The organism is Citrobacter sp. wls829, from assembly GCF_005280825.1.
Classification (GTDB): Bacteria; Pseudomonadota; Gammaproteobacteria; order Enterobacterales; family Enterobacteriaceae; genus Citrobacter; species Citrobacter gillenii.
In genome coordinates this window covers 40,920-54,839 of the sequence record NZ_SZWP01000104.1, presented here as the reverse complement: position 1 = coordinate 54,839, position 13,920 = coordinate 40,920, and the positions used below count along the sequence as shown (strand labels likewise).

The following is a 13,920-nucleotide window of genomic DNA, read 5'->3' as shown; positions in this document are numbered from 1 at the left end:
GCCAGCTAGCAATCTTTGCGGGCAGGCTTTGCCGTATAATTACTCGCCTTGCTGGCGTTGTAGTCGCGCCAGCACATCCTGGGCAGAACTTTTGTTGGCAGCGCCAATGCCGACTTCAGCCAGTTTCTCGTCCAGATCACGTCCGTCAGCCACTTTCTCCAGCTGTGTTGCCGCATCCAGCCGGGCCTGTCGCTCTGCCTGACGTGTTTGCAGACGTTTAAGTGACTCTGCTGCCGTCGATACGCTGGAAGAAGCCCCGACTGTAGATGTTGTCACGGCCTGTTGAGCGCGCTGCATCGCTTCCGTTGCCTTAACCACCTCAAGCTGCTGTTCAAACTGAGCAATCCGCTGGCCCGTTGCGGTAACGGCCTTTTCAACGCCATCACGTGAGATTTCTAAGTTAGTAAGCACTTGCTGTTCAGCCGCAATCACGTTCTCCAGACGCGCGATCTCTTCGGCGACTTCGTTAATTAACGACGGATTGACGTTTTTACTTAGCGCTTCCAGCGCCCGCGCTTCAAGAGTGGACTGACGTTCGCGCAGATCTTTCAGTTTGTCATTGCTCAGTTTCACGCGTGCCAACAGGTCAACTCGCGATTTCCCGGCTTTTTCCAGTTCATTTCTTGCGTCACGAATGTGTTGCTCCAGCATTCTGACGCCCTGTGCTTCTTCGATTGACTCTTCTGCCTGAGAAAGCACAGATTTGCCGAGGGTAAACAGGCTTTTCAAGATTCCCATCAACAGCGTTCCTTGTTATTTGTGAGTATATTCTTCAGTGATTTCCGCCAGATCTAGCGCGTTATCCACGAGCGTTGTCATTTCAAGCACCACGTCCTCTAATGTGGAGTTCAGCGACAGCGCACCAAATGCGACGTAGTATTCATCCTGCCGCACACGAGAAATGCCTACAGACGACAGTGGAAGCAGCTTTTGATTGCGTAATAAGAAAAGATTAAATGCGTCCTGATGCTGAATATTATTCACTGGGCAAATAACAGTTTCGATAATCATCTGGCGGGAGGTAAATAGAATACTGAGAAGTAAGTCTCCATAATCATTCATTTTAATAATCAATGACTGCTCATTACTTATAATATCTATATTTAAACCATGAAAATTAGTGAGCGCTTTAGTCAGCACCTGCGGGGTCCATGCCATATATAAATCCTGTATGTTATACTTAAATAAATATAAAAATATTTTCCTTCTCTTATTAGAATATCAGTTTTAGATAAAAAAAAACCATCCGAAATTGGATGGCTTTTTCTGAAAATTAACGTTTATCCACGCTGGCGGACGGCCTCAAACAGGCAAATCCCCGTCGCAACAGAAACGTTAAGCGATGAAACGCTCCCCGCCATCGGAATACTGATCAGCTCATCACAATGTTCGCGGGTCAGACGACGCATACCTTCGCCTTCTGCGCCCATCACCAATGCCAGACGACCGGTCATTTTACTCTGGAACAGAGTATGGTCCGCTTCACCGGCGGTTCCGACGATCCAGATATTCTCTTCCTGCAGCATACGCATGGTACGTGCCAGATTGGTCACGCGGATCAGCGGTACGTTTTCAGCAGCACCGCAGGCTACTTTTTTCGCCGTGGCATTCAGCAGCGCAGAACGATCTTTCGGTACGATAACCGCGTGCACACCGGCAGCGTCTGCGCTACGCAAGCAAGCACCGAGGTTGTGCGGATCGGTGACACCATCGAGGATCAAAAAGAACGGTTGATCAAGTGAGGCAATCAGATCCGGCAGATCGTTCTCCTGATACTGACAACCCGGTTTCACGCGGGCAATGATTCCCTGATGAACTGCACCCTCACTTTTCTCATCCAGGAACTGGCGATTCGCCAACTGGATGACAACACCCTGGGCTTCCAGGGCATGGATCAGCGGCAGCAGGCGTTTGTCTTCACGCCCTTTGAGAATAAAGACCTCCTGAAAGCGCTCAGGCGCACGCTCAAGCAGGGCCTGCACCGCATGGATGCCGTAAATCATTTCACTCATGAATGTACTCGTTAAGATAGTTTAAGTGTAACGCCGGGCAACGCGTGGCCGCCCGGCTTACGGTTTATGGCTGTTATTGCGCGACGTTCTTTTTCGCCGCGCGTTTGGCTTTGGTGGCGGCCGCGATTTTAAGCGTTTTTGTCGAAGGCTTTTTCGCTTTTTTATCGCCTTTTTTCTCAGCCGTTTTTTTATCCGCCTGAGGTTTAGCTTTGCCTTTTTTCTCGCCGCGGAATGCGCTATCCGGTTCGAAATTCACCTTTTTTCCCGCCTGACGACGTCGGCCGGTGCTTTTACCCGTATCGCCTTTCTTCGCCTTTTCACGCGCAGTTTTACCCTCGTTGCGCGGGGCACGTTCGCTGGAGATCAGGCTAAAGTCGATTTTACGCTCGTCCATGTTGACGGCTTCCACACGCACTTCGACGCGATCGCCCAGGCGATACATCTGACCGCTTGATTCACCGGTCAGGCGTTGCCCAACCTGATCGAAGCGATAGTAGTCGTTATCCAGCGAGGAGACATGCACCAGGCCGTCAATAAACAGTTCATCCAGGCGGACAAAGAAGCCAAAACCGGTCACACTGGCAATGACGCCTTTAAAGACATTACCGACCTGATCCAGCATGAAGTCACACTTCAGCCAGTCAGATACATCGCGCGTAGCTTCATCAGCACGGCGTTCTGCCATAGAACAGTGCTGACCCAGTTGCAGCATCTCTTCCATCGAATAGTGGTAGCCACCGGTTTCCGTGGTATTGCCTTTGTGGCCCTGCTCCTGCGCCAGCAGATACTTGATCGCACGGTGCAAAGAGAGGTCCGGGTAACGACGGATCGGCGAGGTAAAGTGGGCATAAGACTGCAGCGCCAGGCCAAAGTGACCGCGGTTTTCGGGATCGTAAATCGCCTGCTTCATCGAGCGCAGCAGCATAGTTTGCAGCATTTCTGCGTCAGGTCGATCGGCAATCGACTCCAACAACTCGGCGTAATCGCGCGGCTCGGGTTTGTTACCGCCCGGCAGCTCCAGTCCCAACTCCGCCAGCACGGAACGGAAGGAGGTAATCGCTTCAGTCGTCGGCTTGTCGTGGATACGGAACAGTGCCGGCTCTTTGGCTTTCTCAACAAAACGTGCCGCTGAGATGTTCGCCAGGATCATGCACTCTTCGATCAGCTTGTGTGCGTCGTTACGCTGAGTCTGCTCAATGCGTTCAATACGGCGTTCGGCATTGAAGATAAACTTCGCTTCTTCGCTCTCAAACGAGATACCGCCGCGCTCTTCACGGGCTTTATCCAACACTTTGTAGAGATTGTGCAGCTCTTCAATGTGTTTCACCAACGGTGCGTATTGCTCACGCAGTTCCTCATCACCCTGCAGCATGTGCCAGACCTTGGTGTAGGTCAAACGCGCGTGGGAGCTCATCACCGCTTCATAGAATTTGTAGCCCGTCAGACGCCCTTTCGTGGAGATGGTCATCTCACAAACCATGCACAGCCTGTCTACCTGCGGGTTCAGCGAGCATAACCCGTTGGAAAGGACTTCCGGTAGCATCGGTACAACCTGCGACGGGAAGTAGACGGAAGTCCCGCGGCTGCGCGCTTCCTGGTCCAGCGGGGTAGGCGGACGCACGTAATAACTGACGTCAGCGATAGCAACCCACAAACGCCAGCCACCGCCGCGTTTCTTCTCACAGTAGACTGCGTCATCAAAGTCACGCGCATCCTCACCATCAATTGTCACCAACGGCAAATCACGCAGGTCAACACGACCGATTTTGGCCTCTTCCGGTACTTCTTCTTTCAGCCCGGCGACCTGTTTAACGACTGCATCAGGCCAGATATAAGGGATTTCGTGCGTACGCAGGGCCATATCAACGGCCATGCTGGTACCCATGTTGTCACCCAGCACTTCAACAATTTTACCCACCGCTTTAGTGCGACGAGTCGGGCGCTGGGTCAGTTCAACCACCACCACAAAGCCCATGCGGGCGCCCATCACCTCTTCTGGTGGGATCAGGATATCAAAGCTGAGACGGCTGTCGTCCGGGACGACAAAACCTACGCCCGCATCGGTAAAGTAACGACCGACAATCTGACTGGTTTTCGGCACCAGTACACGCACAATACGCGCTTCGCGGCGGCCTTTACGATCCGCGCCCAGCGGTTGCGCCAGTACTTGATCGCCATGGATGCAGGTTTTCATCTGCTCACTGGAGAGATACAGATCGTCTTTACGTCCTTCGACGCGCAGAAAGCCGTAGCCATCACGGTGGCCAATAACGGTACCTTTCAGCAGGTCAAGACGCTCCGGCAGTGCGTAACACTGCCGGCGGGTGAAGACCAGTTGCCCATCACGCTCCATCGCGCGCAGGCGGCGACGAAGCGCTTCGAGCTGCTCTTCGCCTTCAATGTTGAGTTCAACGGCCAGCTCATCGCGGTTGGCCGGTTTTTCACGTTTAGTTAAATGTTCGAGGATAAATTCCCGGCTCGGGATGGGATTCGCGTATTTTTCTGCTTCGCGTTCCTGGAAAGGATCATGTGACATCGAGGTTCCTCCATTGTCAGCTCTGATGAAGATTTTCGTCACTCCACCAGCAATAATTTATATAGCGGTTGATTCTTTTCAACCAAATCAGCAAGTGTGTAGTTGTCCAGTTCCGTGAGAAAACTTTGCACTGCCTTAGAAAGCGCCTGTTTGAGTCGACAGGCAGGGGTAATGTGGCAAAACTCGCTGCTGCAGTTGACCAACGTCAACGGCTCCAACTCGCGGACCACATCACCAATACCAATATCCTTTGCCGCTTTGCCCAAGCGGATACCGCCATTTTTTCCACGGATAGCAGTAACGAAGCCAGCCCGGCTAAGTTGATTAATTATTTTGACCATATGATTACGGGACACGCCGTAGACTTCTGTCACCTCAGAAATACTGGTCATACGTCCTTCGGGTAGCGACGCCATGTAGATTAGCGCACGTAATCCGTAATCGGTGAAACTCGTTAACTGCACATCAACCTCTGGAAAAAGGATAAAACGGATAAGCCTGGTAGTATTAATTATATTGATGATAAACCAGCCACCAGCCAGGTCGCTAATTTATTTCAATTCGGGAAGGAAAAAAGCGAGGAACCTACATGATTTTAAGCCAGATACTGATACAAAGCCTTGCATCCGGCTTGCTTTAAAGCAAGCGCAGCGCCATCTGACGCTACGCTACAACCTACATTATGCGTCGAACGGGTCGCGCAGAATCATGGTTTCAGTACGGTCTGGGCCAGTTGAAATGATATCAATCGGCACACCGGTCAGCTCTTCAATACGCTTGACGTAGTTCAGCGCTGCCTGCGGCAGACCGCTACGCTCTTTCACACCGAAGGTGGACTCAGACCAGCCAGGCATGGTTTCGTAGATCGGCTCGATGCCTTTCCAGTCGTCAGCTGCCAGCGGGGTAGTCGTGACTTCACGGCCATCCGGCATACGGTAAGCGACACAGATTTTCACTTCTTTCAAACCGTCCAGGACGTCCAGTTTGGTCAGGCAGAAGCCAGACAGGGAGTTAATCTGTACTGCACGACGCACAGCAACGGAGTCCAGCCAGCCGGTACGACGACGACGACCAGTGGTTGCGCCATATTCGTTACCCTGCTTGCACAGGAACTCGCCGACATCATCAAACAGTTCGGTCGGGAACGGACCCGCACCTACACGAGTAGAGTAGGCTTTAATGATACCCAGAACGTAGTCCACATAACGCGGGCCCAGGCCGGAGCCGGTCGCCACGCCACCTGCGGTGGTGTTGGAGGATGTTACGTACGGATAGGTACCGTGGTCGATATCCAGCAGCGTACCTTGCGCACCTTCAAACATGACGAAATCGCCACGCTTACGCGCCTGGTCCAGCAGATCGGAGACATCAACAACCATAGAGGTCAGGATGTCGGCAATCGCCATCACATCATCCAGCACTTTCTGGTAGTCAACGGCTTCAACTTTATAGAAATTCACCAGCTGGAAGTTGTGATATTCCATCACTTCTTTCAGTTTTTCAGCGAAGGTTGCTTTATCAAACAGATCGCCAACGCGCAGACCGCGACGTGCTACCTTGTCTTCATAAGCTGGCCCGATGCCACGACCGGTGGTGCCGATCGCTTTCGCGCCACGTGCTTTCTCACGCGCATTATCTAACGCAACATGATAATCAAGGATCAGCGGACACGCTTCAGACAGCAGCAGGCGCTCACGGACAGGAATCCCGCGGTCTTCCAGCCCTTTCATCTCTTTCATCAGCGCGGACGGAGACAGCACAACACCATTACCGATGATGCTGATGACGTTTTCGCGAAGAATACCTGATGGAATAAGATGGAGGACGGTTTTTTCACCGTTGATTACGAGAGTATGGCCTGCGTTGTGACCACCCTGGTAGCGCACAACATATTTAGCCCGTTCAGTCAGGAGATCGACGATCTTCCCTTTACCTTCGTCACCCCATTGGGTGCCCAGTACGACGACGTTGTTACCCATTTTTCAAAATCACCGTTTGCTTAAAAATGGATTCTACCACCGCTTTTTCAGATATACAGCACTTTTTGCATGCGGAAATCCGTAAATTAGTCTACTTATTGGTCAGCCAATCGTTTTCTTCAACATGTAGTAGACCACCACGCCTGCAACCACAAGACCTCCACCAAAACGCCGCAAAATATTTTCAGGAAGTTGCGCCATTGCCCCGATCATTTTCTTCCAGGCACTGGGATAAAGCATCGGACCCAGCCCTTCCAGCACCAAAACCAGCGCGAGTGCCAACAAAATTGTTGAGTTCATCCGTTGTCCTTATCTAAAAAGAAAACCACCGCACCCTTGGGGATGCTGGTGGTTTTGCTGGTTTAAAACCGCGGGTGCGAGTTTAGCGTGTTGCGTTGCTCGGCGTCTTCATGTAGCGGAAGAAATCGCTGTCCGGGCTCATGATCATCACGTCCTGATTGCCTTCGAAGCTCTTCTCATAAGCACGCAGGCTACGGATGAAGGCGTAGAAGTCAGGATCCTGACTGAATGCATCAGCAAACAGTTTAGCGGCTTCTGCATCGCCTTCACCGCGCATAATACGGCCCTGACGCTCAGATTCTGCCAACGTCTTGGTGACTTCATAGTCCGCTGTTGCACGCAGTTTTTCCGCTTCTTCCTGACCCTGTGAACGATGGCGACGCGCTACAGCTTCACGCTCAGCACGCATACGGTTGTAGATCGCCTCAGACACTTCAGCAGGCAGGTTGATTTGCTTAATACGCACGTCAACCACTTCAATCCCCAACGCCGCCATACTGTTCGGGTTGATGACCGGTACTTTACCGTTGGTTTCAACCTGAACACGCTCAGCCGCTTCGGCAATCGCGCTATCCGCTGCCGGCGTTGCGACTTCGTCTTCCGTACCTGCAGAACCCGAGTTCAGCGCGTCACGGACTTCCAGCGTTAAGCGACCACGAGAGTCGGTAACGATGTCTTTTACGTCCAGACGACCAATTTCAGAACGCAGACGGTCAGAGAACTTACGTTTCAGCAGAACTTCTGCCTGAGAAACATCGCCACCGCCCGTTGCCAGGTAGTAACGGCTGAAGTCACTGATACGCCACTTGATGTAGGAATCAACGATCAGGTCTTTCTTCTCTTTGGTGACAAAGCGATCGGCCTGGTTGTCCATGGTCTGAATACGCGCATCAAGCATCTTCACGGATTCAATAAATGGAATCTTGAAGTGCAGACCCGGTGCAACAACCAATGGTTTGTTGTCATCGTCACGTAAAACTTTGCCAAAGCGCAGAGTAATACCACGCTCGCCTTCTTTGACCACAAAGAGAGACATGAACAGCACTACCAGAACGATGATGATAATCGCAATAACTGACTTACGCATCGTTATTCCCCCTGACGCTGGTAGTCGTTACGCTGCGCGTTAACGCGGCGTTGGTCCATAATATCGCCCTGACTGGTGGACGAAGTGTTGCTTGCTCCCGTGCTGGAAGAGGATGCTGGCGGCAGAGTCAGCAGGTTTGAGCTGCTCTGACTCTTGGCTGCCGGAGCGTTGCCGCCTTTTAGCATTTGATCCAACGGCAGAACCATCAGATTGCCACCCTTGTCGTTAACCAACACCTTACGGGTATGGCTCAGCACTTTTTCCATAGTCTCGATATACAGACGCTCGCGAGTAATTTGCGGTGCGGCTTTATATTCCGGCAGGATTTTGGCAAAACGCGCCACTTCACCCTGAGCTTCCAGGATGGTTCGTGTTTTGTATGCACGCGCTTCTTCAAGAATACGCTGCGCCTGACCATTAGCACGCGGCTGTACTTCGTTGGTGTACGCTTCTGCTTCACGAATGTACTGCTGCTCGTTTTCACGCGCCGCAATGGCATCGTCAAATGCCGCTTTCACCTCTTCCGGCGGACGAGCAGCCTGGAAGTTGACGTCCAGCAGGGTGATACCCATGTTGTATGGACGAATGGTCTCTTCCAGTTCACGCTGGGTATCGCTACGAATAACGGTACGCCCTTCGGTCAGGATACGGTCCATGGTGTATTTACCGATAACCCCACGCAGTGCACTGTCGGTTGCCTGACGCAGGCTGTCATCAGGACTGGTCACGCTAAACAGATATTTCTGCGGATCGGTCACGCGGTACTGCACGTTCATCTCAACGCGCACGACGTTTTCGTCAGAAGTCAGCATCACACCGGAGGCTGCCAGTTCACGCACGGCTTCAACGTTTACCGGCGTAACGGTATCCACAAATGTCGGTTTCCAGTTCAGACCCGGCTCAACCAAATGGCTGAATTTACCGAAGCGTGTCACTACGCCGCGTTCCGCTTCTTTAATGGTGTAGAAACCGCTGGCTGCCCAGATAATGACAATAGCGGCAGCAGCAATAGTAAAGACTCGACCGCCCAGTTGCGGACGCGGGCCTTGCGATGAACTACCGCCACCACCAGAGCCTGTACCTTTACCGCCACCCAGACCACCGAGTTTTTTACTCAGCTTGCGGAAGATATCATCAAGATCGGGAGGCCCCTGCTCGCGACCACCTTTGTTTCCATTTCCCTCAGGGTTGCCGCCAGGTTTGCTGCTTCCCCAGGGGTCGCGGTCTTGTCCGTTATTACCGGGCTGATTCCACGCCATGTTTGTGCTCCATATTTGTTATGCGATGCTATACCTGCGTCTTTTGCGTTGCAGATGCGTTGGCTACGCCCTTCACTCCCAGTCACATAGTTGACTATGCGTTTGGGGATGCCGGGACTTGCCGCCTTCCTACCGTACAAAATCCACGAGGTATAGAGGCGAAAAAATCTTCAGGCCATATCCGACAGGTCAGACAACATAGTCTTCCAGTGCCGGTTCTTGTTTACAGAGGCGACGCCAGTCAACGATCGGCATACGTACTTGCAGACCTACGCTGCCGTCCTCCTCCATCCACTCTCTTTCTATTGCCTGAAGTTGGTAAAACCGGCTTCTCAGACGCCCTTCCTGCGGCGGCAAACGCAGCGTATGCTGCGCAACCTCACCAGAAAGACGCTCTGTTAAAGCCTGAAAAAGCTGTGGTATGCCAATACCGGTTTGCGCTGAAACCCAAACACGGATTGGTTTATTTTCTTCATCTCTGTCGATACGCGGTTCAAAATCGTCCAGCATATCGATTTTATTCATTACCAGCAGAGTCGGGATCTCATGCGCATCGATCTCTTCGAGTACCGTATCGACGGCCTCAATGTTTTCCTGCACACGAAAATCTGCCGCATCAATAACGTGCAGCAGCAATGTCGCCTGACGAGTTTCCTGCAAAGTGGCTTTAAATGCCGCTACCAGGTCATGCGGTAAATGACGGATAAACCCTACGGTATCCGCCAGCACGGTTTCGCCGACGTCCGCCACGTCGATACGACGTAGCGTCGGATCCAGGGTCGCAAACAGTTGATCTGCTGCATAAACCCGGGCTTCGGTTATCTGGTTGAACAGGGTGGATTTTCCGGCGTTGGTATATCCCACCAGTGATACGGTTGGGACATCCGCTTTCTTGCGCGACTGCCGCCCCTGCTCACGTTGCTTTTCAACTTTTTGCAGGCGCGACTGGATCTGCAAAATACGATTACGCAGCAAACGACGGTCGGTTTCGAGCTGGGTTTCACCCGGACCGCGCAAACCAATCCCGCCCTTTTGCCTTTCAAGGTGGGTCCAGCCACGGACCAGACGCGTAGCCATATGGCGCAACTGCGCCAGCTCAACCTGCAACTTACCTTCATGGGTACGCGCACGCTGGGCAAAAATATCTAAAATGAGACCGGTCCTGTCGATAACAAGACACTGGCATAACTGTTCCAGGTTACGTTCCTGGGCAGGGCTCAAAGCATGATCAAAAATCACCACCGCAGCGCCAGTCGCTTTTACGGCTTCCGCAATTTCGATTGCCTTACCTTCACCAACAAAAAACTTCGGGTGCGGTGCTTTACGGCTCCCGGTAATCACCTGCATTGCTTCGACACCGGCGGAAGAAACCAGAGATTCAAACTCCTGGAGGTCTTCCATATCTTTGTCTTGCGAAAAATAGATGTGTACCAGTACCGCCTGCTCACCGGCATCATAACGGTCAAACAAGCGTCAACCCCTTAATATATATCAACGGGGAACGCAGGATCTCTGGCTCCCCGTGTGTAAAACAGCCCAAAACCTTATTCGGTTTCTTCGCTGTCCTGTTGCGCAGAAGAACCCTGCGCGCTGCTACCATGATGGTAGTTACTGCTACCTGTGCCGCCGGTGGCATTATTGCTGTGATGAGATACCGGGCGAGACGGGACAACAGTAGAAATCGCGTGCTTGTAAACCATCTGGCTGACCGTGTTTTTCAACAGGATCACGAACTGATCAAAAGACTCGATTTGACCTTGCAGTTTAATACCATTCACCAAATAAATAGAAACTGGAACACGTTCCCGACGCAATGCGTTCAGGAACGGATCTTGTAAAGATTGCCCCTTAGCCATTCTCTCTTTTCCTTATATGCTTATTTGTACTTTGAACCTTTCGATTCTGAAAAATTGCGCACGATACGTTTCAATTGTACACATTCAATTCGCGATAGCACCAACAACCTGTAATACTTCGTTTCGCGCCTGGTCAGGCTTTTCACTGTCAAGCCAGTGCACCCCTTCCCAACCACGTAACCAGGTTACCTGCCGCTTCGCCAATTGCCTCGTGGCGCAAACACCTCTATAAACCATTTCATCGTATGAAATTTCGCCTTCAATGTACGACCACATCTGGCGATACCCAACACAACGAATGGAAGGCAAATCCGTATGCAAATCTCCTCGGGCAAAAAGCGCCCGGACTTCTGCTTCAAAACCTGAAGCTAACATCTGATGAAAACGCTGCTCAATTCGCTGATGGAGCAGTTCACGGCTCGCCGGGGCGATTGCAAACTGATGCACCTGATACGGCAAAGCATCTCCTGACGTTTGCGTCAGCTCCGTTAAAGTTTTACCCGAAATGAAAAAAACTTCCAGTGCCCGGGAAAGTCTTTGCGGATCATTTGGATGAATCCGCGCCGCAGCAACCGGATCGATCTCCTGAAGCTGTCGGTGTAACGCATCCCATCCACGCTCTGCCGCCTGCTGCTCAATGCTGGCTCTGACCTCCGGGTCCGCCGACGGTAACGGCGACAACCCTTCCAGCAAGGCTTTGAAATATAACATTGTGCCACCCACTAACAGCGGAATTCGTCCCGCTGCGGTGATATCGGCCATCTCCGCTAGCGCATCGCGACGAAAATCCGCCGCAGAATACGCCTGCGCTGGGTCGCGAATATCCAGCAATCGATGCGGCGCAGCCTTTAACTCTTCAGCATCCGGCTTAGCTGTACCGATATCCATCCCCTTGTAGATAAGGGCGGAATCAACGCTTATCAACTCTACTGGCAAAACTTTACGCAATTCAATTGCTAATGCCGTTTTACCGGAGGCCGTCGGCCCCATCAAAAATAGTGCCTTTGGCAGGCTCGCCTTACTGATATCACTCATGTTTCAGGGCGTTCATTACCGAATGTAAGTCAACAGGTTGTAACAGACCACCCGGCGGCGCCTTCACTAACTGTGGGCATAGCCGCTCAACATCCGTTAACAGCGTAATGGCCTGAGCCATGCTCCACTGCGGATGTTCACTCGTGACGTTTCGCGCAATCCACTGTGCAATATCGCCAGGTTCGGATACGGACTGCAGCGCCAGGTAGCCTATCAGTTCAGGAATCAAGATTTGTAAATTTTGTTGGCGTAAGGGTAAAGGCACCGCTCGGATGGTCACATGCTGCGCATCCAGTTGAAATTCAATGCCCAACTCAGCCAACTGATTCTGTGCTTTTTCCAGTGCCGTCTTCTCATCATCGGTCACTTTCAAACGCAAGGGGATCAGTAACGGCTGGGCGCAAACGGGTCCTTGCGCTGGCGTTAACTGCGCCTGACGCAGCCAGCGCTCGGCCACCGGCAACGCCAGCAGGCGAATATGACCGTCACATTCCAGTAATGCACAGTCAGCCCCCACGATCGTCAATACACGACCAAAACTTTGGCTATTTCCGGTAAGCGGTGCCGAGGGTGTTTCAGGCATCGTGGTTTTATGCGTTGGCGCAGGTGTCTGCAGCAGTTGCTGATAAACTTCCCCCTGCTGCTTTTGATACCCAGGCTGAGCATGTGGCCAACTGGCACTCGCCTGACGGCCACCACCACCGCCTGCCGATACGGAATAACGCGGCGTAGCCGGTTCACGCGCGGGGGCAGGTTCGGCAAAGTGGTTTCGTCCAGCCGCAACCCGGTTCTCCGGGATATGCCTTGGCGCAGGCGTGTCGTCATCGGCCAACGGCAGCGACGTTTCAAGCTGCTGTTGCAATACGCTCAACACCCCCTGATAGATAAAGTCATGCACCAGCCGGGACTGATGGAAACGGACTTCATGCTTGGCAGGATGCACGTTAACGTCCACCTGATGCGGGTCGATTTCCAGGTACAGGACAAACGCAGGCTGTTGATCGGCCCCAAGTTTGTCTTCACAGGCCTGACGGATAGCATGGTTGATCAGCCGATCGCGCATCATACGGCCATTCACATAGCAGTACTGTATTTCGGCCAGCGCCGTCGTGGTGTGATTCGGGTCAGCGACCCAGCCACGCAGCGTTAAATCTCCATGCTGCCACTCAATCGCCAGCGCATGCTCCAGAAACGGCGTGCCGCAAATCGCGCCCAGACGACGCTCTTTCTGCCCATCGGCGGCGACTGCACGGTACTGACGCACCATTTTACCGTTATGCGACAAATTTATGGTCACATCAAAACGCGCCAGCGCAATGCGGCGGATAATCTCGTCGATATGGTTAAATTCGGTTTTCTCGGTGCGCATGAACTTACGCCGTGCTGGCGTGTTGTAGAACAGATCCAACACTTCCAGCGTGGTGCCCACCGGATGTGCGGCAGGTTTAATCGTCACATCCATATCGCGCCCTTCGGCATAGGCCTGCCAGGCTTCGGATTGTTCTTGCGTACGTGACGTCAGGGTTAAACGAGAGACCGAGCTGATGCTGGCCAGCGCTTCCCCACGAAATCCGAGGCTAACAATAGCTTCGAGATCGTCAAGGGAGGCAATTTTACTGGTCGCATGACGCGCCAGCGCGAGCGCCAGCTCGTCTTTTTTAATGCCACAGCCGTTGTCACGAATACGGATCAGCTTGGCGCCACCACGTTCGATATCAATATCAATGCGCGTTGCACCCGCATCGATACTGTTTTCTACCAGTTCTTTAACCACTGACGCAGGCCGTTCTACCACTTCACCTGCGGCAATTTGGTTCGCCAACTGTGGCGGTAGAACCTGAATCGGCATGGCTAAT

General features: G+C 52.4%; 13 protein-coding genes. All 13 read right to left on the bottom strand.

Going from position 1 to position 13,920, the window contains the following annotated elements:
• Nucleotides 1-39 precede the first annotated feature (39 nt).
• The 13 genes from FDW88_RS20320 to mutL all read right to left on the bottom strand — a co-directional run bounded on the left by FDW88_RS20320 (nt 40) and on the right by mutL (nt 13,913).
• Nucleotides 40-738 carry a PspA/IM30 family protein gene (locus FDW88_RS20320; RefSeq protein WP_096758578.1) on the bottom strand — a complete coding sequence of 233 codons (699 nt, stop codon included), beginning with the start codon at nt 736-738 and terminating at the stop codon, nt 40-42.
• 15 nt (nt 739-753) lie between these two features.
• A complete protein-coding gene (locus tag FDW88_RS20315; protein ID WP_135912690.1) occupies nt 754-1,158 on the bottom strand; it encodes a YjfI family protein in 405 nt (134 codons plus the stop codon).
• Between the two features lie 122 nt (nt 1,159-1,280).
• Complete coding sequence (gene rlmB, locus FDW88_RS20310; protein WP_137363241.1) at nt 1,281-2,012, bottom strand: 23S rRNA (guanosine(2251)-2'-O)-methyltransferase RlmB; 732 nt, start codon at nt 2,010-2,012, stop codon at nt 1,281-1,283.
• Nucleotides 2,013-2,085: 73 nt separating this feature from the next.
• Entirely contained in the window at nt 2,086-4,548 is a 2,463-nt protein-coding gene (gene rnr, locus FDW88_RS20305) for a ribonuclease R (RefSeq protein ID WP_096758581.1), read from the bottom strand.
• A 38-nt stretch (nt 4,549-4,586) separates the two neighbouring features.
• Nucleotides 4,587-5,012, bottom strand: coding sequence for a nitric oxide-sensing transcriptional repressor NsrR (gene nsrR / locus FDW88_RS20300; RefSeq protein ID WP_096758582.1), 426 nt, complete (start codon nt 5,010-5,012; stop codon nt 4,587-4,589).
• Between the two features lie 216 nt (nt 5,013-5,228).
• On the bottom strand, nt 5,229-6,527 hold the full coding sequence (gene purA, locus FDW88_RS20295) for an adenylosuccinate synthase (RefSeq protein WP_096758583.1): 1,299 nt from the start codon (nt 6,525-6,527) through the stop codon (nt 5,229-5,231).
• A gap of 102 nt (nt 6,528-6,629) precedes the next feature.
• Complete coding sequence (locus tag FDW88_RS20290) at nt 6,630-6,827, bottom strand: DUF2065 family protein (RefSeq protein ID WP_096758584.1); 198 nt, start codon at nt 6,825-6,827, stop codon at nt 6,630-6,632.
• 82 nt (nt 6,828-6,909) lie between these two features.
• Complete coding sequence (hflC, locus tag FDW88_RS20285) at nt 6,910-7,914, bottom strand: protease modulator HflC (RefSeq protein WP_096758585.1); 1,005 nt, start codon at nt 7,912-7,914, stop codon at nt 6,910-6,912.
• A gap of 2 nt (nt 7,915-7,916) precedes the next feature.
• Entirely contained in the window at nt 7,917-9,173 is a 1,257-nt protein-coding gene (gene hflK / locus FDW88_RS20280) for an FtsH protease activity modulator HflK (protein WP_096758586.1), read from the bottom strand.
• A gap of 189 nt (nt 9,174-9,362) precedes the next feature.
• The gene (gene hflX / locus FDW88_RS20275; protein ID WP_096758587.1) at nt 9,363-10,643 is read right to left on the bottom strand and encodes a ribosome rescue GTPase HflX; all 1,281 of its coding nucleotides are present in this window, start codon (nt 10,641-10,643) and stop codon (nt 9,363-9,365) included.
• Between the two features lie 74 nt (nt 10,644-10,717).
• Nucleotides 10,718-11,029: an RNA chaperone Hfq gene (hfq, locus tag FDW88_RS20270; RefSeq protein WP_096758588.1), complete on the bottom strand. Its 312-nt coding sequence runs from the start codon at nt 11,027-11,029 to the stop codon at nt 10,718-10,720.
• An 84-nt stretch (nt 11,030-11,113) separates the two neighbouring features.
• Nucleotides 11,114-12,064, bottom strand: coding sequence for a tRNA (adenosine(37)-N6)-dimethylallyltransferase MiaA (gene miaA / locus FDW88_RS20265; RefSeq protein WP_096758589.1), 951 nt, complete (start codon nt 12,062-12,064; stop codon nt 11,114-11,116).
• Nucleotides 12,057-13,913, bottom strand: a complete 1,857-nt coding sequence (gene mutL, locus FDW88_RS20260; RefSeq protein WP_137363240.1) for a DNA mismatch repair endonuclease MutL — start codon at nt 13,911-13,913, stop codon at nt 12,057-12,059. The genes miaA and mutL overlap by 8 nt, the downstream gene beginning before the upstream one ends.
• Between the last annotated feature and the right edge of the window lie 7 nt (nt 13,914-13,920).

Bases quoted from the DNA above. Each gene is read 5' to 3' on its own strand.
- rlmB (WP_137363241.1), bottom strand. From the start codon at position 2,012: ATGAGTGAAATGATTTACGGCATCCATGCGGTGCAGGCCCTGCTTGAG.
- FDW88_RS20290 (WP_096758584.1), bottom strand. From the start codon at position 6,827: ATGAACTCAACAATTTTGTTGGCACTCGCGCTGGTTTTGGTGCTGGAA.
- FDW88_RS20315 (WP_135912690.1), bottom strand. From the start codon at position 1,158: ATGGCATGGACCCCGCAGGTGCTGACTAAAGCGCTCACTAATTTTCAT.
- hflK (WP_096758586.1), bottom strand. From the start codon at position 9,173: ATGGCGTGGAATCAGCCCGGTAATAACGGACAAGACCGCGACCCCTGG.
- purA (WP_096758583.1), bottom strand. From the start codon at position 6,527: ATGGGTAACAACGTCGTCGTACTGGGCACCCAATGGGGTGACGAAGGT.
- hfq (WP_096758588.1), bottom strand. From the start codon at position 11,029: ATGGCTAAGGGGCAATCTTTACAAGATCCGTTCCTGAACGCATTGCGT.
- FDW88_RS20320 (WP_096758578.1), bottom strand. From the start codon at position 738: ATGGGAATCTTGAAAAGCCTGTTTACCCTCGGCAAATCTGTGCTTTCT.
- miaA (WP_096758589.1), bottom strand. From the start codon at position 12,064: ATGAGTGATATCAGTAAGGCGAGCCTGCCAAAGGCACTATTTTTGATG.
- mutL (WP_137363240.1), bottom strand. From the start codon at position 13,913: ATGCCGATTCAGGTTCTACCGCCACAGTTGGCGAACCAAATTGCCGCA.
- rnr (WP_096758581.1), bottom strand. From the start codon at position 4,548: ATGTCACATGATCCTTTCCAGGAACGCGAAGCAGAAAAATACGCGAAT.
- hflC (WP_096758585.1), bottom strand. From the start codon at position 7,914: ATGCGTAAGTCAGTTATTGCGATTATCATCATCGTTCTGGTAGTGCTG.